Source organism: Pseudomonas oryzae, assembly GCF_900104805.1.
Lineage (GTDB): Bacteria > Pseudomonadota > Gammaproteobacteria > Pseudomonadales > Pseudomonadaceae > Geopseudomonas > Geopseudomonas oryzae.
In genome coordinates this window covers 4,619,759-4,642,093 of sequence record NZ_LT629751.1, presented here as the reverse complement: position 1 = coordinate 4,642,093, position 22,335 = coordinate 4,619,759, and the positions used below count along the sequence as shown (strand labels likewise).

Below are 22,335 nucleotides of genomic sequence, written 5' to 3'. Positions count from 1 at the left end.
CATGGCGCCGGTGAGCAGCGAGGTGAAGCCGGCGGTACCGATCAGGATGCAGGCATCCAGCAGGGAGACGGAAGCGGGCAGCAGGTCCATGGCCGATCCTGGAAGCGGTGGGTGCCGGCCATTGTAGGAAAGTGGCGGGAGAAAGGGGATGGCCCAGCCCGAAGCCATCGCAAGCTAGAAAACTCGCACAGCGATTTTCCACCGATCCCTGTGCCGCAGGCCGGCCGGGATGGTGGGCAATCGCCGTGCGAGTTGCGCCACCCAGCCCTTCACCGGCGCGGCTTGGCCCGCGCGGTGGGTTCGGCGATCAGCGGGTCGTCCGGCCAGTAGTGCTTGGGATAGCGGCCCTTGAGGTCCTTCTTCACTTCGGCGTAGGTGTTGGCCCAGAAGCTGGCCAGGTCCTGGGTGACCTGCACCGGACGCTGCGCCGGCGACAGCAGGTGCAGCTTGACGCCCAGGCGCCCGCCGGCGATGCGCGGCGTGGCGGCCAGGCCGAACAGCTCCTGCAGGCGCACCGCCAGCACCGGCGGCTCATCACTGTAGTCGAGGCGGATGCGCGAACCGGAGGGCACCTCGAGAGTCTTCGGCGCCAGTTCGTCGAGGCGCTGCGGCAGCGGCCAGGGCAGCAGGCCGTGGAGGATCGTCGACAGGTCCAGCGCGGCGAAGTGACTGAGGCGGCTGACCTTGCCCAGGTACGGCAGCAGCCAGTCTTCCAGGCTGGCGAGCAGCGCGGCGTCGGCGACGTCCGGCCACTCGCTGGCGCCCTTGTCGGCCAGATCGAGGCGACGCAGCAGCGCCACGCGCGCCTGCCACTGGCGCAGCTCGGGCGTCCACGGCAGCAGCTCGAGGCCCTTGCGCCGCACCAGGCCGAGCAGCGCGCGGCCGCGTGCTTCCTCGTCGAGGCCGGCCAGCGCCTCGCTGGACAGCACCAGCTCGCCGACCCTGCGCTGGCGCTCGGCGCGCAGCACGCCCTCGCGCTCGTCCCAGTCGAGCACCTCGCTGGCGCTGACCTGCTCGGCCAGCGGGCCGTCGAACAGCGCCGGGTCGAGGTCGGCGGCCAGGTAGATGCGCTCCTCGCGCTGGCCCTGGCGGCTGCCCAGGTCGGCGATCACCAGCCACTCGTGCTTCATCAGCGCATCCGGCTCGCCGAACTGCGCGGCGCGGCCGTTGGCCAGGCGGTAGTCGGCGCCAGCGGCCCGGCGCTGGCGGGCGATGCGGTCGGGATAGGCGAAGGCCAGCAGGCAGCCCAGCCAGCGCGGGTGTTCGGGATCGGCCACCGCCTGTGCGGCGCCCCTGGGCAACAGGCTGCGGAACTGCCGCGCCAGCTGGCGCGCGCGCTGCACCCCGCCTTGGGATGTACGCGAGCCACGGCTATCGCCACTGAGCAGGGCCAGCCGCGCGTGCAGGTCGGCGCCTCCGCCGCGCTGGCCGCCGCGCAGGATGTCGCGCTCGGAGAGCAGCGCGGCCAGGTCGGCGGCCAGCGCGCCGAGGCCGAGGCTCTGGCCGCGCAGCAGCAGGTGGGCCAGACGCGGATGGGCCGGCAGCGCAGCCATCGCCTGGCCGTGGGTGGTCAGCGTCCAGCCCTTGCCGCGCGGCTCCAGCGCGCCGAGTCGCTGCAGCAGCTCGCGGGCCTGGGCCAGCGCGGCGGCCGGCGGCGGGTCGAGCCAGACCAGCTCGCTGGCCTCGTCGACACCCCAGCGCGCCAGCTGCAGGGCGAGGCCGGCCAGATCGGCCTGGAGGATCTCGGCGCTGGCGTGGGCGGCCAGCTGCTCGTGCTGGGTCTGCGACCACAGGCGGTAGCACACCCCCGGCTGCAGACGCCCGGCACGCCCGGCGCGCTGGGTGGCCGAGGCGCGCGAGATGCGCTGGGTGTCCAAACGGGTCATGCCGCTGGCCGGATCGAAGCGCGGCACCCGCTCGAGGCCGGCATCGACCACCACGCGCACGCCGTCGATGGTCAGGCTGGTCTCGGCGATGTTGGTGGCCAGCACCACCTTGCGCGTACCCGCCGGCGCCGGCTCGATGGCGGCGCGCTGGGCGGCGAGATCCAGTTCGCCGTGCAGCGGGCAGAGCAGCACGTCGGCGCGCCCGTCGAGGTTCTCCTCCAGCGCCGCCTGCACGCGGCGGATCTCGGCCTGGCCGGGGAGGAACACCAGCAGACTGCCGCCCTGCTCGGCCAGCGCCTGCAGCACGGTCTGCACCACCCGCGGCTCCAGCGCCTCGCCGGGCTGGGCGGCGCGGCCCCACTGGATGTCCACCGGATACATGCGCCCCTCGCTGCGCACCACCGACGCATCGCCCAGCAGCGCGGCCAGGCGCTCGCCCTCGAGGGTCGCCGACATCGGCAGCACCTTGAGCGGCGGCCCCTCGCGCAGCAGCTCGCGGCCGCTCAGGGTCAGCGCCAGGGCCAGGTCGGCGTCGAGGCTGCGCTCAGCATTTTTGCCATTTGCACGATCTTGTCTACCCTTAACACATGCCCATTTTGAGGGCTCAGCAGAGGCTTTACGCGATGTCTGATGCGCTGACAATCATCAAAGACGGAGCTTCTTTGGTGAATTATCCTTTCACGGTCCTGCCGGCCGACGTCGTCGACTTGATGCTCCGTTGCGGTGCAGCTCTACCCGCCAGCTACGCCCAGCGCAGCACCAAGCTTGTGAAAATTTTCGAGGCCTACTGTCACATCACAGGCAGCTCAGTTACCTATGTATCCCTGTCGTCACCATCTTTTAAGGATATTGCTAAAGGCTTTTTAGGATCGCTTGCCGATGAATGCTTAATTTCCTTATCGCACGCATCCAGACAATCTCTTGCAAATATTTTTCTGTTGCTGCTCGATGAAGTTCGCAAGGAAATCCCTCTTCTGCCATCCCTCGCGCCGAATGAAAGGCTAACCAAGAACAACCATTACCTATGGGAAGAAGCAAAAAACAATTTCAATCAAACGTCACTACGCTACTGGAACGGATGGAAAGTCCCACGCTCAAAGGGAAGGTTCGCCTATATTCCAATATGCCTGATCTGGAACTCTCACGGCGAGGAGTTTTCGGAGGAGTTTTATAAACGCTACTACCAGAACGTGGCAAAAAAACTTGCTCCACAACATACTGAACTCAATCTATTCCTCGTATTCCTATCCGAAAATTCCGACCGCTGGCCGGCAAGTAGCTTCCAAAACCCCCTTCTGATCAAAAGTTTGTTCACTGAGTTCATGGCCTTCAACTTTCAGCATACTCTAAATAACGGATCAGACCTTGCCAGCAAGAAACGCCACTACTCAAAGTTCATTTACACGATTGATGAAGCCTTTATTCAATCAGGGATTTGGGCCAGACCATTTGGCAGCCCATTACCCCGACCACTTACAAAAAATCCGTCCGGCCACGACTCAAATATCAAAAAACTGGCAGACGGGACTTTTGTCAAAAACAAACTCATCACCGACGTCCCGTTAAACATAACCGACTCGGAAGCGATCGAGATCCTCTTCAAAAAAATAAAACTCGACAACAGCCTAGTTATACTATGGGCAAAAAATAAAATATCCAAACTTCGAAAAGCTCAACTAAAAAGAAATCGCCTAGCGACTGAAGGGATGCCTATAGAGGGCGGAAACACAAGACGGGAAAGTCTCAGCGAATGCGGAGTTCAAAATATCTGCGCAACTTTCAACAAGCACGGACTGACCTATATTCGGAGCAACATTACCAAAATTGCCGGCAAATCTCATAAAAAAAATGAGCTAGCAAATATTCTAGCGCTTCCTAACGCCGAGCATTTTTTCGCATTTCAACTACTCCTCACACATGCACACCCGTGCCTTACCGAAAGTTTTTTCTCCAACTTTGAACTCTACGACAAGCGAGGAAATATTTCTGGATTCCTGAAAACAAACAGTGGGCATCAACTAATAGGCTACAAAGACCGCAAAGGCTCCTCCTTAAGCGAGCAATCTATAACACTGACCCCACGCCAAGCAGTATGGGTACGCCAGATTATTTCTCTAACGCAACCTTTACGCGATGAACTTTATGCATCTGGCGATGATGCATGGCGATACCTATTCATTTACTGCCCAAGACACCTCGACACACCAAAAAGATTTATGGGTTTTTCAATAAACACCACCAAAATAAAACATCAGCAAGGGCTGATTGATGAGTTCCAGGAAATAACAAATCTAAACCAAGAGAGCGCCAGAGAGTTACTTATAAGAGTCTCGGTAACAGCATTTCGTGCATCCAGCGCCGTTGAGGTATTTCTAGACACCAACAACACAGAAGCCATGGCCCATGCCCTCGGACATACTAAATACGACTCATCTCTTCTAAGCAGCTACTTGCCAGAACCTATTCTTGCGTTCCTCCAGACCCGCTGGATCAGAATTTTCCAGCGAGGCATTATCTGCGAAGCCATGAAAGACAGTCCTCGGTTATTGGAGGTGGCGCGATTCGAAAGCATGAATGAACTCCATGAGTTCCTGAAAAACCATGCCCTTCGCGATATTCCTCTGCATCTTCAGAACCCAGATCATCTTTCTAGCCCAGCCGGGAAACAACATACTGCGAGAGATGATCTAGCTGATCAAGTTGTTATCTCGATTGACACTGGAGTTCTCACAGCCCTTATTTCACTGACAAATGCAGTTGCTAATTCTAAAAACAGGGTATCGCTATGCTCGAAAGCCATCTACTGGGCTAAATTCACAGAACTCGTCGTTCGAGAAATCGATGACGGCTATAACAGCGACCTCCAACACAGCCTGAGTCTAGCCAGGCTACACGCCAACGCTTCACACATGGAAAAATTAATTTATGCAACTACCCCCTGAATTATCGTTCTTATCAGCATTCTTTATCGAGCCAAGCGAAGCTTACAAAACAGCCTCCTGGTTACTTAGCAATTTCGAGGACTCAATTTGGGATTATAGTTTTGATTATGACGAACCAAAACGACTGGACTGGAATATAACTTTAGACGACGGGAGTTCCCTCATAGCACCCAAGAATGACTACCTACTCCGCGGACTAAAGTATTTCCTGACTTCATGCACGCGTGATGCTTTAGGCTATTTGAACGAGACCAACTCCTTAGCACAACAAACAAAAGTCTTCCGATGTGCATGCCATATTATCGACTACCTATTAATCAACAGTCGCCGCTACCAGCTTTCCCTATATGGACTAGAAGGGTTAACTGGTGGAAATCTGATCGAGATATTAGGCGCAATTTCATCAACACCTGAAAGTTCTGAATCCATTTACAACTGGAGCAACCGACTTCGAGAATATTGTCTAACCCTTGTAGATCAGACTGATAAGAACGCATTATCTGAGACAATAAAAAGAAACCCAAAGATCTCAGTAATTACCAAGGAGCAGCTTGAAGCTGACACCCTCGGCATCCCACAAGACCGAATCCCCGAGGTGCGAGCGGCTCTCTATCTTAAAAATTATTACTACAGCAATAAAACTGCAGGAAGAAAGCCGAGCACCCTCTTACTCTCTCAAGAAATCTACCCAGAAACACTGTGGGGAAAAAATCAATACAAGAGCACCCACCCAATATTATGTTACAATGAAGCTACTAGCTTATTTGAAAAAGAATACCCTGCCGCTCCCGTAACAAGCGGTCCTGCTGAGATCATGCGCGACAACACATATTTCACATATCGTCGCGCACTGTACAACCTCGGAATTCTTCATGAGATTGGAATCCCAGCACCGGCGATCGAAGCGCTTATTGAAGCAGATAGATTCATGCCGCAGATTTCGTCTACAGGACGATTCCGATCACTCCCATCAGAATACGTCTTCAAGTCTCTTCGCCACGCGATAGACTTCCACCTTGACTACGGAGATCTATTAACAAAAGCATTCTGCAGGATTGCGCTAGAATGCAAAAAACTCAATATATCCCCCGCATCCATTACTCAAGAAGACACACAAAAACTCATTGGACCAAAACTTTTAGCCCTTGGCGTAAATCGACTGTCATTAGCGCTTCAACCTGTAAATACTGGACAAAAGCGCTTCGGAGTCAAAGGTGAGAAACTGAAGTACTTCGAACGCCTTAGAAACAACGAAGGACTACTTGAGCTCATGGCCGTGTACATCGGCGGCATTCAATTGACCGTTGGAGTTCTCATGGCCAGGAGACAAAGCGAGCTGTACAACCTTGAAGCGGATGGATGCCTGGATAGTTCCGAGCAATGGTTGATTTGCGGCATTGCAAAGAGCACTCGCCACTTATTCGGCTATCGCAGAGTGGAGGCACGCCCTATCGAGCCGATTGCAGTAGACATGATAAAAAATCTTATCAAAATGCAAAAGATTCTTAAGCGAATCGGATATATTAATAAACTTCAAAAGCTTTTCTCCCTCCCCGATCTCAGGGGTGCAGCATCGCTCACCAATTCCAGCGCATATTTGTACAACCGCAACCTTGATTTCTTTTGTGATTATTTCGAAACCCCTCTCAACTCGGCCGGTGAACGCTACTATTTCCGTCAACACCAGCTGCGACGCTTCTTCGCCATGCTTTTTTTCTACTGCGGAAGCTTTGCTCGTATCGACACTCTGCGCTGGATGCTAGGGCAAACCGATCCGCAGCACGTTTACCGATACATCACCGAGTCAACGGACGGCGCAGTTCTAGCAGGCGCCAAGGCACACTATGTTGCGGAGCAGTTGCATCAGGGTAATGTCGATAACTTCCTCGAACTCGCAGATCTGCTCAAGAAGCGACATGGCACAGACAAATTTAGCCTGATAGATACCAACGACCTTGAAGACCAAATCCAAGAATTAATGCAGGATGGCTGGATCGAAATTGAACCGGAGTTTTTCACTGATCATCAGGGCCAAAGTTTCAAAGTCGTAGCCCGGCTGATTCGCGAGGATGCAGCATGAGCAAAGCATACTCACGAGCAAGCCAGGCCGTCGGCAGTGTCAAAGCCCTCCAAGCGTTGCTAGTACAGATCATTCAGCGGCCTCAGCAGTTCAGCAAAGATGCAGACATTCGAAGCGCCCTAAAAAGTCAGGGAAGCCTCGCCAGCGTGAATCTATCTGTCGAGGTGGAACAAGGTGAGTCTCTACAGACATTTCCTATGAGCCTCAACACCCTCAAGACCCACGCGAACGAAAATTTGGCAGGGGGGTTCAAAGCGCTGAACGAGTTGCGACTTAAAGCCATTGATGCGTTGGAATTTGCAGAGAAGCGTGAACAACTGGCTAACAAAAGAACAAAATCTGGGCTAGCTAAAAAAGTAGCGCAGCTTGAGTTTGAGTTGGAAATTCAACGACAGACCAACGTGATACTCCTGCGCGCCCTCTCAGAAGCCATGCATCAGTTCACGAGTATTCGAGACGCCTCTGATGACAATATCAGAGCCAAGCGCACCCAAGATGCTCTTCAGGTGCTACGGGCCATCGCGAGCATGAACAAACCTCCATTCAATCTCATCCCAACGCTCTCCGAGGGACCAGCGCCCTCGGTCGAGGTTGCGAATATTGATGACTATCGCAAGGGGTGAATAAATGACTGCCCCCGCTTCCCGTAAGCTGTATCACCTTCTCGGCGAGTTCAAGACCTTCAGCCATTTCTCAGTGGATCGATTGAGCACCCGCGACGCCACGAATATTCCGTTCATGATCTGGCCAAATGGGTCGCCCTGCCTAATTGGCAACCTGTACATACAGTCCTTGCTTAATCGAAAAGGCCGGGGACGACAGGGCCTATCCCGCCGTGGCCAGAAAGGTGGATCGATGGGTGATTACGCGGCAAAGCTGAGTCAACTCCTAAGGCGATGTTATAGAGATGGCCTAGACCCTATTGAACTGAGCGATGGAAAATTCACTGATTACGTCGACGAGATTCGGAAAGAGACATCAAACTTCAACCCATCGCAACCGAGAAAATCAGAAACTTCAGTCATCGCAACAGGAAAGATATGGCTCGATTTTTTGAGCTTCGTAGGTTGGTTCTATGGGGACCGCGAGTTCGTGTCGGAGCAAGGGACGATAAGGGCCAGGGAAGAAAAATTCGTCACTGTAACCCGCGGTGGAAAGAGGATTATCCAGACATATATGACACATCACTCATTCGGAAAGCCGCGTAGAGAGCATCGTAGAGTTCCGATAACCCGCCAGCAGATCGAGCAATTGAAAACCGCCATCAGAAAGGACAAAACGACGGCCTTTGTTAAGGTTAGACGGGCTTGCCTAATCGAGCTCCTCACCGACACAGGGGCAAGGCGAACGGAACTGGCCAACCTCATGGTGGACGACGTCCTTAGAGCCATGGAAATGGAGCACCCTCTCCTGCGACTGGACACCCTCAAGCAAGACGAAGATGCCGAACGCTATGTTCCAGTGTTCGCCACTGCCCTGAAGAAGCTTCGGCAGTACATTGAGGTTGAGCGTCGAAAGATCATGCGAAACGTCTACAAGGAAAAAAAAGACCATGGCTACTTCTTCGTCTCGTCAACGACGGGAAAACCGCTGACCAGCCCAGTCTTTTCTAACGAAATTAATCATCTTCGCAAAGTCGCGGGCATCAAGTCCCAACTATGCCCCCATATGTTTCGCCATGCATTCATCACGAACCTTTTCGTCCGCTTCATCCAGCGCCATCAGCTCTCAAACGAGGACGAATTCCGCCGGGCGCTGCTGGACGGTCGCACATTCATCGCGGAGATCACTAGCTGGACTGGGCATTTGGAGCATCAATCGGTCGAACGTTATATCAACCTCGCCTTCCGCGACCTGTCGAGCTACACAGAAACCGTGAGCTCTGTCCACCTGGTCATGGCTATGGACAAATATTTCTCGGAAGAACACGAGTTGCTCGCCATGCTCGAAGAGGGAATGCCGGTCGCTGAGTACAGTCAGCGACTCAAAGCTTTACAGGTAATGGCTCACAAAGATTTCGAGATCGCTCGTGCACGGGAATCCTCACTCACATGAGCATGAGATTCACTCGGGGCCAAGGCGATGCGAAAGCATCTGCTGTGGCCCTAGCGATTCACCCTTTTGTCAGCCTCTCGGCTTCGCCCGCGCCGTGGCTTCCGCAACCATAGGGTCGTCGGGCCAATAGTGCTTCGGGTAGCGCCCCTTCAGATCTTTCTTCACGTCCTGATAGGTGCTGCGCCAGAAGTTCGCCAAGTCCTGCGTCACCTGCACTGGCCGTCGTGCAGGAGATAGGAGGTGCAGCTTCAGCGACTGCCGCCCCCCAGCGATACGCGGCGTATCGGCGAGGCCGAACATCTCCTGCAATCGCACAGCCAAGATGGGCGGCCATTCGCTGTAATCGAGCTTTATCGAAGATCCAGACGGCACCCTGATGTGCGTGGGCGCTTGCTCCTCCAGCTGCTGCGGCAGAGGCCATGGCAATGCGCTCCGCAGAATGGCGGATAGGTCTAGCTGGCCGAAATGACTGAGGCGGCTGACATTGTCCAGGTAAGGGAGTAACCAGCTCTCCAGGCTACCCAACAGGGCATCGTCGGCCAGGTCAGGCCATGCGCTCTGTCCATGCTGCTCCAGATCGAGCCTACGGAGTAGCGCTACGCGCGCCTGCCATTGCCGGAGATCTGGCGTCCAGGGCAACAGCTCCAGCCCCTTCCTACGGATGAAGCCCAACAGTGCCCGACTGCGTGCATGTACGTCGAGCTCCTTCAAAGGCTCACGACTTAGCACCAACGAGCCGACCTTGCGCTGTCTCTCTGCTACCAATACCCCTGCACGCTCATCCCAATCGAGCTCATCCAATACCGCCACATGGTCGACAAGAACGCTATCAAACAGATCCGGATCCAGGTCACTAGCCAGGTAGATTCGCTCTTCGCGCTGTCCCTGTCTGCTGCCCAGCTCAGCGACAACCAACCATGGGTGCTTCATCAGAGCATCAGCTTCAGCAAACAGCGCCGCACGCCCATTGGAAAGGCGGTACTCGGCCCCTCCCGCGCGCCTCTGTTGCGCCACTCGGTCGGGGTAGGCCAACGCCAAAAGGCACCCCAACCATCGAGGATGCTGCGGGTCGCTCACTGCCTCCGACACTTTCCCTCGCAAATAGCCCCTGTATTGCCGGGCTAGTTGCCTCACCCGCTGAACCACGCCCTGCAAGTGCCGAGGTAGCCGTTGCTGCCCTTCAAGCATGGCCAGCCGGCTATGCAAGTCGGCGCCTCCACCTGGCAGGATATCCCGCTCGCCAAGTAGAGCGGCAACGTCGCAGGCCAAGTCACCCACCCCCAATGCATGACCGCGCAGCAGCAAGTGGGCGATGCGTGGATGCGCCGGCACCTCCGCCATCGCCTGGCCATGGGAACTCAGCCGTCCATCGGCCTCCAGAGCCCCCAGCCCCGTCAACAAGTCCCTCGCCTGAGCGAACGCAGCAGTGGGTGGCAGGTCCAGCCACTTCAGCTGATCCGGCGTGACGCCCCAGCGCGCCAATTGCAGGGCCAACCCCGTGAGGTCAGCCTGTAGGATCTCCGCTGTCGCGTATCGGGCCAGTTGCTCATGCTGTGCTTCCGACCAGAGCCGATAGCAGACCCCAGGTTCCAAGCGGCCAGCCCGGCCTGCTCGTTGGGCAGCACTGGCATGAGAGATACGCTGTGTGGCTAGGCGCGTCATGCCGCTACCAGGGTCGAATCGCGGGACGCGCTCCAGTCCGGAGTCGATCACCACGCGCACGCCCTCAATGGTCAGGCTGGTTTCAGCGATGTTGGTGGCAAGCACGATCTTGCGCCTGCCCGGTGGCGCAGGCTCGATAGCCGCCTGTTGTGCAGCCAGGTCCAATTCGCCATGCAAGGGACAGAACAGCAGGTCTTCCCTGCCGGCAAGCTGCTCCAGAAGCTGATGATGTACTCGGCGGATTTCGGCCTGGCCAGGTAGAAAAACCAGGATACTGCCCGCTTGCTCGTGCACTGCATCCAGGCAGGCTCGCACTACACGAGGCTCGATGTACTCACCCGGTTGATAGGGTTGCCCCCATACCGTTTCCACCGGATACATTCGGCCTTCACTCGTCACCACGGGCGCATCATCGAGCAGTCGAGACAGTCGCGCCCCATCCAAGGTGGCCGACATCACCAACAGCTTTAGAAAGTGATCATCACGAAAAAGCTCTCGGCCATTCAGGCTCAGTGCAAGGGCGAGATCAGAGTCGAGATTCCGCAAGTGAAACTCGTCGAAGATCACGAGCCCCACCCCCTCCAATGAGGGGTCGTCTTGGAGCCGGCGCGCCAGAATCCCCTCCGTCACCACCTCGATCCGCGTGCGCGGTCCCACCCGACTCTCCAGGCGGATACGGTAGCCAACCGTTTCGCCGACCTTTTCGCCAAGCTCGCTGGCCATACGTTCGGCGGCGGCACGTGCAGCTACCCGGCGCGGCTGGAGCATCAAAATGCTCTGCCCCCCAGCCAGGCCTCTTCCAGCAACGCCAAGGGCACGCGCGTCGTCTTGCCAGCCCCAGGTGGAGCTTGCAGCACGACCGAGTCTTGCTCGGTCAAGGCCTGGCGCAGGGACGGGATAGCGGCATCAATGGGCAACAGGTTCATGGTGACTCCCAATCGAGCCGGAAAGTATACCGCCGAGGCGGCCTTGGCCCATTTCATTTCTCAGGCTGCGTAATTTCGCTGACTCGCTCGCCAAATCGACCGGTCACCAACCAGTTCGTATACAGCATCCCTTGACGTGAGTCTCTCGGAGGTAAGGTATGGCCCAGCTACCAACCACTAGTGTACGAGTGCACCCAAATTCACAGCCGGGCCAGACAGCGCAGTGGGCCACAGCAAGCCTCACGACTCGGACAAGAAGCAGCTCTCCGTGACGATCGCGGCACTCAACGACAACCAGGCCGCCGAACAGGTAATGCACGGCCTGCTCCCCAAGCGCGTGGAGGACATTGTGCTTCATGCCATGACCGACCATGAAAGGTTGTCGCTGGAAGTACTCGACAACGAGGCCAAGAGCTGGGCGTTTTCCAGGGTGATCTACAAGCTACTGATTACAGCCGGAGGGTTGGGCGGCGATGACGACATCGGCAGGTACGGCATGTAGCATCGGTCAACGCCAATGAGCGGCAAACTTTCTGATCACATGGATGCACCATGCCCATAGCCTCCACCCTCTGGCAACAGGTGAAATACTTGCCCAAAGGGCGACCGTTCAGCTCTCGACGTTTTGCAGGACTCGGGTCACCCTCTGCGGTGGGCAAAGCGATAGCCCGGCTGGTGAGCGCTGGCCAGCTGGAGCGGATCAGGCGCGGGATCTACATGCGGCCGAAGATCAGTCCGTATATCGGTAGTGTCCGCCCCAGTGCCTTGGCTGTGATCCGGGTGATCGCCAAGCAGAATCACGAAACGATCCAGGTGCATGGTGCCGAGGCTGTCAGGGCATTTCGTCTGAGCACCCAGATGCAAATACAGCCGGTGCTGTATACGAGCGGCTCAAGTCGAGAGATTCGAATCGGTGCGCTGACGATACGGCTCCGGCATGTTTCCTCAGAAAAGCTGCAGCATGCTGGAACCAAGGTGGGACTGGCCCTGGTAGCGTTCTTCTACCTCGGCAGGAAAGGCGTGAATCCGACTGCAGTCGCGAAGATCAAAAGCGAGCTGACGCCGGCCGAACTCAAGCAGTTGGCAGCCTGCAAAATGCCTGCTTGGATGAGTAAGGCCCTGGCTGGCTCTCCACCGGCCTGACCCCATGCATCCATGGCCAGACAGAGCACATTAGCTAGATGAGATTGGCGTAAGGAGAACGGAATGACGATGCCCAGTGAGCGCACCTGCGCAATCATTCAAACCCGAGAGTTTCTGGTCGATTTGTCTCGCAACAAGATACTGCCTGAGGCCGTACGCACTGAGGCGCGTCGCCTGTTGCGTCATTACCCGACCGCCGATGAGGTGCTGCTGGCCGGGAAGATAGAAGAACAGCGTGACGATGGCCTGCTGTGGACTTTCCTGAGTTCCAGAATCGACTAGCCCCGTAACTCCGGCACTGGAGGCAAGCGGGAAGCTGGATCACAGCTCAGCAGGCTGGCGATGCGGTACAGCTTCTCGACGGTGATATTCACCTCGCCACGCTCGATGCGCCCCATGTAGCTGCGGTCGATGCTGCAGGCAAGCGCTGGGGCAGGTTCGAGGAGCACCTACTCGCGGGATGACTTTGCCGTCGAGCCAAGCTATCAGCTCAGCTTTTCGCAGCACTAACGGCCGCTGTTGTTGTCCTGCTTCTGACGGTCGAGCAGCTGTCAGCCCCTGCCGGGGTGAGGCTGCCCGAAGCTTGGCCGCGTTGGCTCAGGCCAGTCGCCAGCCCTCCACCACTTCAGCACCAAACTCAGCCCTCCATGCCTTGAGCTGGGTATGGTTCGCACCCTTGGTCTCGATACGCTTGCCGGTAGCTGGCTGCACGTACACCTTCACCTGGCGGGGGCGGCGCTGCTTCACGGAAGCCGGGGCAAGCGGCTCCAGCTCGACGGGCGGCGGATTGAGGATGACTACCACCTTCGCCAGATCCATGCCGTAGTCCGCCATCAGCGCCTTAAGCTTGTCTTCGAACTCCATTTCGCGCCGGAGGCTGGCGTCGGCCTGCAGCTGTTCAAGCAAGGCCATCTGCTTCTGCAGCTCACGCTGGGCACGACGAAATTCGGCTAGTTTGGACATGTTCACTCCTTTGGGTTCGTAACAGAATCAAATTGGATACGGCCTGCTACTCGCCGGTTCGCAGGCGATCAGAGAGGCTGGTCCGGCTGATGCCGAACTCAGGAGCCAGGGCGGCCTTCGGCTCGTCCGCCTCGGTGCGATAACGCAGCTCGGCGAACCTGGCGTCGCTCAGAGCATTCTTCCGGCCACGGCAGGCGTCACATTGCTTGGCCAAGGCGATCTCCTCGCGCTGCAGCTCGCGGATCAGCGCGCGTTCTAAAATACATTATCGTAAGTTTTCGCCGCCCGACCTCCTTGCTAGCCTAACAACCTGAGTCGTGGGAACCGCAGGCAGCGCTCCGCCGTCGCCTTCCCTTGCGAAATTGAATTGATTCGCCCATCCAAATGACAGTCATTGACCAGCGACTTTCCCCTCTGACGCATGCAGCTGCGTTCAGCTCGATCACGCCCCACTTGGCCTGCTGCTCGCACCCTATAGGTGCATCTGGATGGCGCTGTGTCAGGCAGACCGCTCTCTTTGAACAAGCTCCATGCGAATGCGGGAAAACAGATCGTCGATGGTGAGCGTTTCGTCCTGTAGCAGGTAGCAGTCGGCCAAGATCGTCAGCGGATGAACCCCCATGGCAGATGCAATCTCATGCACCTTCTCGACCGTAGGGCTCTTGAGCCCCCGCTCAAGCGTGCTTAGGTAGGTTCGGCTGCTGACGTTCGAGAAAGCCTCTTGTGGGAGTCCTTTACTCAGCCTCTGCCGCTTCAGGGCGGTACCAAATGCCTGTTTCAGTTCCATTTGCTGCTCTCGCAAAAGGAACGATAAGGCCCCATTGAACACTATAGAGCTACAATCTATAGTGTTCATTTTGTGGGGCGAAGGCCATGTTTGTGACATACCGCCAGGCAGAAATGCCTCTGGGAAGGCTGTTTGGGGACGAGAACTCACTCCATTGGCGCTACGTGGAGCTATCTCTCAGGTGCCCCTGGTTCTACACCACCATCGGGTATGTAGCCGGTGACGAGAGCTTCACCAGGACGTTGCTGATCCCATCCCCGCCAGAGCTTGAGCGGCTGCTCAGCGAGCAGCACGATCGCATGTGGGTTGAAGAAGTGATGCTAGTCAGCCCCGGCTACATGAATGGCAGTGATGGCTGGAAAATGGAGCGTCTACAGGAGCTTCGTGTGGATATTGACGATAGAGATGGGTACTCAAATTACGTCCACGTGATCGAGGGTGGCAATTGCTACATAGAAGGGACATGCTCTGATCTGTCTCGGCTGCGAACTGAGCGCGCTATTTTCTCAGCTGCCGAGGACATACGGACGGCCTGAGCGGTGGGAACCGCGAACAGCGCTCCGCCGTCGCCTCCCCCTGCGGAAACCTCTATTACAGAAGGAATTCGGCCATGCCGATCAACCTACCGATCGAAGACTGGGACGGGGAGCCAGCCCTGCGCCTCCCCGACGAAGTTCTGCAGCGGCTCGATCTCCAAGTTGGAGACTCGCTGTACTTGGTCGAGGCTTGGGTCGGCGATGGTCCGCGCCTCGTCCTGTCGAAGACGCCCAAGATTCCGGATCGCGTCGACGCCCTGGTCGCCCAGTGGGAGCGAGAACTCGCCGAGGAACAGGCGGAGTCGGCGTCACCGGAGTCAGCCAAGGATGAATGAGCTGACCTCAACTGCTCAGTATTTCTTAGTAGTTGCCTCGGCGAGACGCCAAGGGAGCGCCGCTGAGCCAGCTGGAAGACGTAAGCTCAAGGCCAGCCCATGCTGAACGAAGTGATTCCACTGATTCTGCGCGCAGGAACGCTCATCGCCGCCGAAGCCGCTCGCCCGGGAGGCCCGCGGGGGGAAGAGGACAAGGCCGATATTGACCTCGAAGTCGAGATCCTGCTGCGCGAGGGGCTGCTCCGACTGCAGGCGGGTGACTTCTGGGGAGAGGAGACCGGGAGCGCACTGACGGGGGCACGCTATTGCTGGGTGGTGGATCCCAACGATGGCACTTCCGATTTTTTGGCAGGCCGGACGGGCTCTGCCATTTCCGTGGGATTGCTAAGGGACTCCGAGCCGGTACTGGGCGTCGTCTATGCGCCGACTTCTCCGCGCGGGCCAGACTGCATCAGCTGGGAGTCTGGCATGACCGGCCTTTTGCGTAACGGCATTCTAATTTCGCCCGACTTGGCCGCACGGCAGCTCGACGTCGGTACGGTGGTCTTCGTAAGCACCGCCGCCAACCAGAAACCGGAGCTGAATGCCGAGCTCTGTTCACCGGCGGGCTTCAGCGCAATGTCCAGCATCGCCTACCGCCTCGCGCGCGTGGCCGCCGGCGACGGCATAGCGGGGGTATCGCTCTACCCCGTATCACCACACGACGTGGTCGCCGGCCATGCCCTACTCAAGGCTGCCGGCGGCGACTTGCTTGACCAAGACGGCCATCCGCTTCGTTACGACGATCTGAACAAACCTCTGTGCCGCAGCTGTTTCGGTGGCAATCTGGCTGCCAGTCAACGCTTGGCTGCACGCCCTTGGCGGCAGCGGCTTTCGATCCCCTGACGCCCTGAGCGCCCCGTGCTCCCCACAATGGGAAAGCGGTCGTGTGTGTACTTCAGCCGGCATCTGCCCGAAACGGAGGACGGCGTGGCCACCAAGTTTCCGCCGCCGGCATCAGGAAATGGGCAGGCAGCGCAGCTACATTCAGCTTGAGGGGCTGTAATCACTCAGTGACACTTAACATCTCGTGACACAACCCCCGCATGAGGCAGGCATGAAGCACAAGAAAGTCTCTGACAAGCACGCCAGGATCGCGAAACTCACGGAAGAGGCCCTACGGTTGGGCGGCGGTGTTTCAGCCAACCAACGCCACTTCATAAAGGCAGCTCTTGGCCATGGCAAAACGATGGAGCCTGCAGGTCGCCTCGCTGGAGATTACAGGAAGTGCTGCCATGTCTGACCAGTCCAAGCAAGAAGCCGTCACCCTTAGCGCCAAGGCCTACCAGGCACTCCTCGACGAGCTGGAGGATCTCCGCATCGAGCGTGTTGCGTGTGATCGTATAGCCACCGTCCACGCTTCCAAGCTGCTATCCATAGAGGCCATGCGGGCCCGCTTTCGTTGATGCTCAGGCGAGCGGTCCAGCCGCGGAGCTACTCCGTTACTTATCGGACGCCGCGCCACGCAAGGCCTCCAGCCCGTCCGGAGCTGTTTATGCCAGCAAAACCAGCCCCCATGAATCGGCGCGCACCCCGGCGGCGGCAACGCGTTCACCACGTAGACACGCCGCTCTTCGCGGGCGTCCACCTAGCAGCCCCTACACGAGGCCCCCATGCTGAATGAAGCCATTCCCCTTGGGCTCCTGACCGAATTGTAATGGCCGCCTAAGCCTAGAGTAAGCTGTGCCGATCTAGGCTGGAGGGGTATATCGAACCATCAGCCCCACGTGCCAGGAGTACTCCCATGAAACCAGTCCTAGCTGCCGTCGGCATGGCGCTTTCCATGCTCGCCAGTGCTGCGAGCAGTGCCGCAACCATCTACGCGGCCAACGAAGGCGCCGGCAGTCTAACGATCATCGACGATGAAGCGCGAACCACCCGCACGTTGGCGCTCAATATTCTGCCGCATAACGTGGATATGACACCCGACCGCAAGACCCTGCTGATTGTTGGCATGCCTGGCGGCAATGCCAAGGCTGGGCATGGGGACCATGATGCTCAAAGCGGGCGACTATTGGTGTTCGACGCCGACAAGTCGATACAGTCGGCGAGGATCATTCAGGTCGGAGGCCATCCGGCGCATGTGGTCCCGGATCGCAGCGGCAAACTCGCCTTCGTAACAGACGCAGCCAGTCATGCGGTGGTCGTCGTCGACCTCGACGCCGAACGCATTCTGGATAGGATCAAGGTCGGCAGCTACCCGCATGGCCTGCGTCTGTCCCCGGATGGACGCACCCTAGCCGTGGCCAACCGGGACAGTAACGATATCAGCCTGATCGACGTAGCCAGCAGCACCCAGACCGCCCGCATCGCGGTCGGCAGCAAGCCAGTGCAAGTAGCCTTTGCTCCTGATGGCCAACGGCTGTTCATCTCCCTCAGCGGGGAGAACGCAGTGGCCGTGGTAGACCTACAGGGCCGCCGTCTCATTGCCACTTATCCCGTCGGCCCCGGCCCCATCCAGCTCTCCGTGACGCCCGACGGTACGCAGCTGGTGGTTGCCAATCAAGGTAGCCGGCAAGCACCGGGGCATACCCTGTCCATCCTGGATGCCGCCAGCGGCCGTCTCATCGCCACCACCAAGGTCGGCAACGGAGCCCACGGCGTCTCCATCGCTAGCGACGGCTCGCGGGCATATGTCAGCAATGCCTTCGAAGACAGCGTTTCGGTCGTCGACCTCAAAAGCCATGCGGAACTTGCCAGGTTCCCGACCTCAGCCGGCCCCAATGGCATTGTCGCGCGCTGACTGTCAGTTGAAGCCACACCGCCTCTCGACGGCGCACCTCCGTTGTGCATGGTTGTGCCCGCGCGGGAGGCTCGGTGGTGAACACAGCACATGGTTACTCGACATGAGCCCAATCGAGTGATGGGACATGACTGGTGCACATGACACTCCGTACCGACAGAATCAGAACAGATTAAGAACGCTTCACAGCCTGCTGAGGTCTCTGCACAACCAGCCCCAACCGTGGGCGTCACCAGCCTCACAGGCGGCCGAACGCTGACTCCAACGCATCGTTAATGGTGCGCAGGATCTTAATCCGAGCGAAACGCTTGTCGTTGGCCTCGACCAGCGTCCAGGGCGAGATTTGAGTGCTGGTGCGGTCGACCATGTCGCCCACAGCATCGCAGTAAGCGTCCCACTTCTCTCGATTACGCCAGTCCTCTGCAGTGATCTTGAAGCGTTTGAATGGAGTAGCCTCCCGCTCCCTGAAACGTCGCAACTGAGTTTCCTGGTCAATAGCCAGCCAGAACTTGGCCACCACCACCCCCGCGTTGGTCAACTCCTCCTCGAAATCGTTGATCTCACCGTAGGCACGCAACCAGTCAGCCGGGCTGCAGAGCTCTTCGACGCGCTCCACCAAGACACGCCCATACCAAGAGCGATCAAAGATGGTGAATTTTCCACGCCGCGGGATATGCCGCCAAAAGCGCCAGAGATAGGGTTGGGACAACTCCTCTTCGGTCGGTGAACCGATCGGCACGATACGGTACAGGCGCGGATCCAAGGCTGCGGCTACACGGCGGATAGCCCCGCCCTTGCCAGCTGCGTCATTGCCCTCGAACAGCGTGATCAGCGCGTGCTTGCGCATGCGCTTGTCACGTATCAATTTGGACAGGCGGGCCTGCTCGACGACAAGCTGCTCTTGATATTCCTGCTTGGTCAACGTCCGGCTCAGGTCCAAGGCGTCCAGCAGGGCACGGTTGTCCAAGCTCGATACCAATGGCGCGGCATGATGAGCGTGCACCGTCGGTGTTTTGTGCTCCAGCGCGCATTGCAATCCCTCAAGAAGGATACGAGCGACCGTGATGCTGCGATAGCGCTCGTCCTCCCCCTCAATCACATACCAAGGTGCGTATTCGCGGCTGCTGCGACGCAGTACTCGCTCGCCGTGAAGAACAAATTTGTCGTAAGTCTTCGACTGCTGCCAGTCTAGCGGACCCAGCTGCCAGCTGTGCAAAGGATCGTCCTTCAACGTCTCGAGCCGCTCCTTCATTGACCTCTTTGACAGATGAAACCAGAATTTGAAGATCAATGTGCCCTCTTCGCTGAGCATCCGCTCCAGCCGCTCGGCGCCGGCGATGAACTGGTCGAGCTGGGCCTCGTCGATTTTCTTGTGCACTCGTGCCTGCAGCATCTGGTCGTACCAATTGCCGAAGTAGATTCCAACCTTGCCCTTAGGTGGCAGCTGTCGCCAGTAGCGCCAGGCCTGCGGACGGGTCAGTTCCTCATCGGTCGGCTGATCGAAGGTGCTGACTTCGATGAAGCGCGGATCCATCCATTCGCTGAGCAGCCTGACCGTCTCCTCCTTGCCCGCTCCCTCAATGCCGGCAATCAGTATCAGCACCGGAAAGCGCGCCTGCTGCCCAAGCTCGAACTGGGCCTCCAGAAGCGCTTCGCGTAGCGCCGGCACCTGAGCATCGAACGTGGCCTTGTCTATGGCGTGACCGACTTCAGCGGACTCGAACATGGATTTCCCCTGGATCAACGATGATTTCAGCGTAACTGATCGACGGCCGTTTGCCGGTGATTTCGGCCCCAGATCCCGCAGCAGGTTGTCCGGCTTAACTCATCGAGAAAGGCCCCGCGGGAGGGACCACCTCACCAGCCCATGAGACTTACAGATTCATCCAATACATCACTTAAAAACATGCACACCAACCACTAAAGACAACCCCGATGAACAACCAAACTCAATACAGCGCAGGCCGCCTGGAAAACCAAATAAAATTCACAAAAAATCCCGCGCAAACGATCCAAATACATATAAATACAACATCAAGCCAATGAAAGCCAACCCACCAGAAGCGGAATCACCACAAACACCGAAAACAATATTGAAAAACCGCCAAAGAAACACAAGCCAACAAAAGCTTACGCCACCGTAATCTCTCCGTCAGAATCAAAAAAGTCCAGCCTTGTTGCCTACCATCAAACAAGCCTGCTATATATGAAGAATAATTTCAGCTTGCTGGGAGATCACGATAATGCGAAAACTATTGAGCCTGCTGCTCATTACGTTGGTCCTTAGCATCTCCGGCTGCGGCTACAACACCTTGCAGTCGACAGACGAACAAACCAAGTCAAGTTGGTCCGAGGTGTTGAACCAGTACCAGCGCCGTACCGACCTGGTGCCCAACCTAGTCAACACGGTCAAGGGCTATGCTGCCCACGAGAAGGAGGTGCTGGAGCAGGTAACGGCCGCCCGCTCCCGGGTCGGCGGCATCCAGGCTACGCCGGAGCTGGTCAATGATCCGCAGGCCTTCGCCCGCTTCCAAGAGGCCCAGGCCCAGTTGTCTGGCGCTCTGTCGAGGCTACTAGTGGTGTCTGAGAACTACCCGCAGCTGAAGGCGGATGCCGCCTTTCGCGACTTGCAGGCTCAACTGGAAGGCACTGAAAACCGCATCACCGTGGCACGCAACCGCTATATCCAGGCGGTGCAGGAGTACAACGTCACGGTACGCAGCTTCCCCTCCAACCTGACTGCGATGGTGTTCGGCTACAAGATCAAGCCTAACTTCAGCGTTGAGAACGAACGGGCCATTGCCACACCCCCACAGGTGAATTTCGGGAACTCTCCGGATAAACCGCAAAGCGGCGCGCCGCAGCCGAGCAACTGATGAGTACGCTCATTGCAGCGAGAGCCGGGCTGCTGGCACTGCTCCTCGGTTGGTGCCTGGCGGCCGAGGCCCAACCAGTAGCGATGTCGCCCTTGACGGCCCGGGTCACTGATCTGACAGCGTCACTCTCGGCCGAGCAGGTAGCCCGCCTGGAAGGCAAGCTGCAACGCTTCGAGGTAGCAAAAGGCAGCCAGCTGGCCGTGCTAATTGTCCCTAGCACCGGAGAGGAATCGATAGAACAGTATTCCCTGCGGGTAGTCGAGCAGTGGCGGCTGGGGCGCCAGAAGATCGACGATGGTGCACTGCTGATCGTTGCGAAAAATGAACGGACCCTGCGCATTGAAGTGGGCTATGGCCTGGAGGGCGTTCTCAACGATGCCACAGCCAAGCGCATTATCAGCGAGACCATCGTGCCACGCTTCCGCCAAGGCGACTTCTATGACGGCATCGAGGCTGGCGTAGACCAGATGATCGCCATTATAGATGGCGAACCACTACCGCCCCCCAAACGTGGAGCGAATGGGGCTCAGGATGAGCTCTCGAAATCGATTCCCTTGATTGTGATGCTGGTCTTTGTGGTGGGCGGGGTGCTGCGAAAACTGCTGGGGCGTTTACCAGCAGCGTCGGTAACTGGCGCCGGAGTGGCGCTGCTGACCTGGTTACTGATCGACGCCACCCCGGTTGCACTTGGCGCAGGACTGATGGCGTTCGTATTTATTCTTCTCGGTGGAGGCGGCAGGCATGGTGGCTGGTACAGCGGCGGCCGGCCCGGTGGACGCCGCCGTGGCGGCTTCGGTGGTGGTGGAGGCGGATTCGGCGGGGGAGGCGCATCGGGACGATGGTGAAGAACAACTACAGGCGCGTGGTTCGCCACCTGACAATGTCACCCCGGCAGCTCAAGCGTGCCTTCCCCCCAAAGACGCTGAACGCGATTCAGGCGGAGATTGCGGCGAGCGAGTGCACCCATGCCGGGCAGATCCGCTTTGCTGTGGAAGGGGCATTGCAAGCAGTCGAACTATGGCGCGGACAATCGCCGCGTGAGCGAGCGCTCGAGGTTTTCTCACTGCTACGGGCGTGGGATACCGAGCACAACAACGGCGTGCTGATTTACCTGCTGTTGGCCGATCGCGACGTCGAGATCGTGGCCGACCGTGGCATTCATGCCCAAGTCGGGGCCAGTGCATGGGAGGAGATCTGTTTAGCCATGGAGCAAGCCTTCAGGCAGGGGCGCTTTGAGGAGGGAGCACTGGAAGGGATTCGTGCCGTAACCAGGCTCATGGCACAGCATTTCCCGGCAACCGCCGGAGGGCGCAATGAGCTGCCCGATCAACCGGTTTTGCTGTGACCGCCAAAAGTCAGTTC

At 57.9% G+C, this 22,335-nt stretch carries 19 protein-coding genes and 3 pseudogenes; 15 read left to right on the top strand and 7 right to left on the bottom strand.

Annotated features, from left to right (window positions below; all coding sequences use genetic code 11):
• Positions 1-269 precede the first annotated feature (269 nt).
• Positions 270-2,432 (bottom strand): annotated as a pseudogene (gene hrpB, locus BLT78_RS21215) (ATP-dependent helicase HrpB); the annotation flags it as partial.
• 77 nt (positions 2,433-2,509) lie between these two features.
• On the opposite strand from hrpB (BLT78_RS21215), the gene BLT78_RS21210 reads away from it, so the two are divergent.
• The 4 genes from BLT78_RS21210 to BLT78_RS21195 are packed head-to-tail and all read left to right on the top strand — an operon-like array spanning position 2,510 to position 8,963.
• Entirely contained in the window at positions 2,510-4,828 is a 2,319-nt protein-coding gene (locus BLT78_RS21210) for a hypothetical protein (RefSeq protein WP_090352051.1), read from the top strand.
• Positions 4,812-6,908: an integrase gene (locus BLT78_RS21205; protein ID WP_090352049.1), complete on the top strand. Its 2,097-nt coding sequence runs from the start codon at positions 4,812-4,814 to the stop codon at positions 6,906-6,908. Before BLT78_RS21210 ends, BLT78_RS21205 begins: the two co-directional genes overlap by 17 nt.
• A complete protein-coding gene (locus BLT78_RS21200; protein ID WP_090352048.1) occupies positions 6,905-7,531 on the top strand; it encodes a hypothetical protein in 627 nt (208 codons plus the stop codon). The genes BLT78_RS21205 and BLT78_RS21200 overlap by 4 nt, the downstream gene beginning before the upstream one ends.
• A gap of 4 nt (positions 7,532-7,535) precedes the next feature.
• Entirely contained in the window at positions 7,536-8,963 is a 1,428-nt protein-coding gene (locus tag BLT78_RS21195) for a tyrosine-type recombinase/integrase (RefSeq protein WP_090352046.1), read from the top strand.
• Positions 8,964-9,032: 69 nt separating this feature from the next.
• On the opposite strand, the pseudogene hrpB (BLT78_RS21190) reads toward BLT78_RS21195, so the two are convergent.
• Positions 9,033-11,551: pseudogene (hrpB, locus tag BLT78_RS21190) on the bottom strand (ATP-dependent helicase HrpB).
• 211 nt (positions 11,552-11,762) lie between these two features.
• On the opposite strand from hrpB (BLT78_RS21190), the pseudogene BLT78_RS21185 reads away from it, so the two are divergent.
• The 3 genes and pseudogenes from BLT78_RS21185 to BLT78_RS21175 all read left to right on the top strand — a co-directional run.
• Positions 11,763-12,053, top strand: a pseudogene (locus tag BLT78_RS21185) (hypothetical protein); the annotation flags it as partial.
• 50 nt (positions 12,054-12,103) lie between these two features.
• Entirely contained in the window at positions 12,104-12,694 is a 591-nt protein-coding gene (locus tag BLT78_RS21180; protein WP_090352043.1) for a DUF6088 family protein, read from the top strand.
• Between the two features lie 63 nt (positions 12,695-12,757).
• Positions 12,758-12,976, top strand: coding sequence for a BPSL0761 family protein (locus tag BLT78_RS21175; protein WP_090352041.1), 219 nt, complete (start codon positions 12,758-12,760; stop codon positions 12,974-12,976).
• Here the strand turns inward: BLT78_RS21175 and BLT78_RS21170 are convergent.
• The 4 genes from BLT78_RS21170 to BLT78_RS21160 form a co-directional block, all read right to left on the bottom strand.
• Positions 12,973-13,143 carry a helix-turn-helix domain-containing protein gene (locus BLT78_RS21170; protein ID WP_090352040.1) on the bottom strand — a complete coding sequence of 57 codons (171 nt, stop codon included), beginning with the start codon at positions 13,141-13,143 and terminating at the stop codon, positions 12,973-12,975. The two genes, BLT78_RS21175 and BLT78_RS21170, sit on opposite strands and share 4 nt — an antisense overlap.
• A 148-nt stretch (positions 13,144-13,291) precedes the next feature.
• On the bottom strand, positions 13,292-13,657 hold the full coding sequence (locus BLT78_RS21165) for a histone-like nucleoid-structuring protein, MvaT/MvaU family (RefSeq protein WP_090352038.1): 366 nt from the start codon (positions 13,655-13,657) through the stop codon (positions 13,292-13,294).
• 46 nt (positions 13,658-13,703) lie between these two features.
• A complete protein-coding gene (locus BLT78_RS21505) occupies positions 13,704-13,871 on the bottom strand; it encodes a hypothetical protein (RefSeq protein ID WP_157719563.1) in 168 nt (55 codons plus the stop codon).
• A 285-nt stretch (positions 13,872-14,156) separates the two neighbouring features.
• Complete coding sequence (locus tag BLT78_RS21160) at positions 14,157-14,444, bottom strand: helix-turn-helix domain-containing protein (protein ID WP_090352036.1); 288 nt, start codon at positions 14,442-14,444, stop codon at positions 14,157-14,159.
• Positions 14,445-14,530: 86 nt separating this feature from the next.
• Between BLT78_RS21160 and BLT78_RS21155 the strand changes: the two genes are divergently transcribed.
• The 5 genes from BLT78_RS21155 (at position 14,531) to BLT78_RS21135 (ending at position 18,097) form a co-directional block, all read left to right on the top strand.
• A complete protein-coding gene (locus BLT78_RS21155; RefSeq protein ID WP_090352034.1) occupies positions 14,531-14,980 on the top strand; it encodes a hypothetical protein in 450 nt (149 codons plus the stop codon).
• A gap of 74 nt (positions 14,981-15,054) precedes the next feature.
• Positions 15,055-15,315 (top strand): AbrB/MazE/SpoVT family DNA-binding domain-containing protein, encoded by a 261-nt coding sequence (locus tag BLT78_RS21150; RefSeq protein WP_090352032.1) that lies wholly within the window; start codon positions 15,055-15,057, stop codon positions 15,313-15,315.
• A 99-nt stretch (positions 15,316-15,414) separates the two neighbouring features.
• Positions 15,415-16,200, top strand: a complete 786-nt coding sequence (locus tag BLT78_RS21145; RefSeq protein ID WP_090352031.1) for an inositol monophosphatase family protein — start codon at positions 15,415-15,417, stop codon at positions 16,198-16,200.
• 389 nt (positions 16,201-16,589) lie between these two features.
• Positions 16,590-16,760 (top strand): hypothetical protein, encoded by a 171-nt coding sequence (locus tag BLT78_RS21500; RefSeq protein WP_157719562.1) that lies wholly within the window; start codon positions 16,590-16,592, stop codon positions 16,758-16,760.
• A gap of 338 nt (positions 16,761-17,098) precedes the next feature.
• Positions 17,099-18,097 (top strand): YVTN family beta-propeller repeat protein, encoded by a 999-nt coding sequence (locus BLT78_RS21135; protein WP_090352027.1) that lies wholly within the window; start codon positions 17,099-17,101, stop codon positions 18,095-18,097.
• Positions 18,098-18,335: 238 nt separating this feature from the next.
• Here the strand turns inward: BLT78_RS21135 and pap are convergent, their stop codons facing one another.
• A complete protein-coding gene (gene pap / locus BLT78_RS21130) occupies positions 18,336-19,823 on the bottom strand; it encodes a polyphosphate:AMP phosphotransferase (protein WP_090352025.1) in 1,488 nt (495 codons plus the stop codon).
• 517 nt (positions 19,824-20,340) lie between these two features.
• Between pap and BLT78_RS21125 the strand changes: the two genes are divergently transcribed.
• Genes BLT78_RS21125 through BLT78_RS21115 form a run of 3 tightly spaced genes read left to right on the top strand, consistent with a single transcriptional unit; the run spans position 20,341 to position 22,318 of the window.
• A complete protein-coding gene (locus tag BLT78_RS21125; protein ID WP_090352023.1) occupies positions 20,341-20,973 on the top strand; it encodes a LemA family protein in 633 nt (210 codons plus the stop codon).
• A complete protein-coding gene (locus BLT78_RS21780; RefSeq protein WP_090352021.1) occupies positions 20,973-21,818 on the top strand; it encodes a TPM domain-containing protein in 846 nt (281 codons plus the stop codon). Before BLT78_RS21125 ends, BLT78_RS21780 begins: the two co-directional genes overlap by 1 nt.
• Positions 21,812-22,318 (top strand): TPM domain-containing protein, encoded by a 507-nt coding sequence (locus BLT78_RS21115; RefSeq protein WP_090352019.1) that lies wholly within the window; start codon positions 21,812-21,814, stop codon positions 22,316-22,318. Before BLT78_RS21780 ends, BLT78_RS21115 begins: the two co-directional genes overlap by 7 nt.
• Positions 22,319-22,335: the final 17 nt, after the last annotated feature.

Bases quoted from the DNA above. Each gene is read 5' to 3' on its own strand.
- BLT78_RS21210 (WP_090352051.1), top strand. From the start codon at position 2,510: ATGTCTGATGCGCTGACAATCATCAAAGACGGAGCTTCTTTGGTGAAT.
- BLT78_RS21205 (WP_090352049.1), top strand. From the start codon at position 4,812: ATGCAACTACCCCCTGAATTATCGTTCTTATCAGCATTCTTTATCGAG.
- BLT78_RS21200 (WP_090352048.1), top strand. From the start codon at position 6,905: ATGAGCAAAGCATACTCACGAGCAAGCCAGGCCGTCGGCAGTGTCAAA.
- BLT78_RS21195 (WP_090352046.1), top strand. From the start codon at position 7,536: ATGACTGCCCCCGCTTCCCGTAAGCTGTATCACCTTCTCGGCGAGTTC.
- BLT78_RS21180 (WP_090352043.1), top strand. From the start codon at position 12,104: ATGCCCATAGCCTCCACCCTCTGGCAACAGGTGAAATACTTGCCCAAA.
- BLT78_RS21175 (WP_090352041.1), top strand. From the start codon at position 12,758: ATGACGATGCCCAGTGAGCGCACCTGCGCAATCATTCAAACCCGAGAG.
- BLT78_RS21165 (WP_090352038.1), bottom strand. From the start codon at position 13,657: ATGTCCAAACTAGCCGAATTTCGTCGTGCCCAGCGTGAGCTGCAGAAG.
- BLT78_RS21160 (WP_090352036.1), bottom strand. From the start codon at position 14,444: ATGGAACTGAAACAGGCATTTGGTACCGCCCTGAAGCGGCAGAGGCTG.
- BLT78_RS21155 (WP_090352034.1), top strand. From the start codon at position 14,531: ATGTTTGTGACATACCGCCAGGCAGAAATGCCTCTGGGAAGGCTGTTT.
- BLT78_RS21150 (WP_090352032.1), top strand. From the start codon at position 15,055: ATGCCGATCAACCTACCGATCGAAGACTGGGACGGGGAGCCAGCCCTG.
- BLT78_RS21145 (WP_090352031.1), top strand. From the start codon at position 15,415: ATGCTGAACGAAGTGATTCCACTGATTCTGCGCGCAGGAACGCTCATC.
- BLT78_RS21500 (WP_157719562.1), top strand. From the start codon at position 16,590: ATGTCTGACCAGTCCAAGCAAGAAGCCGTCACCCTTAGCGCCAAGGCC.
- BLT78_RS21135 (WP_090352027.1), top strand. From the start codon at position 17,099: ATGAAACCAGTCCTAGCTGCCGTCGGCATGGCGCTTTCCATGCTCGCC.
- pap (WP_090352025.1), bottom strand. From the start codon at position 19,823: ATGTTCGAGTCCGCTGAAGTCGGTCACGCCATAGACAAGGCCACGTTC.
- BLT78_RS21125 (WP_090352023.1), top strand. From the start codon at position 20,341: ATGCGAAAACTATTGAGCCTGCTGCTCATTACGTTGGTCCTTAGCATC.
- BLT78_RS21780 (WP_090352021.1), top strand. From the start codon at position 20,973: ATGAGTACGCTCATTGCAGCGAGAGCCGGGCTGCTGGCACTGCTCCTC.
- BLT78_RS21115 (WP_090352019.1), top strand. From the start codon at position 21,812: ATGGTGAAGAACAACTACAGGCGCGTGGTTCGCCACCTGACAATGTCA.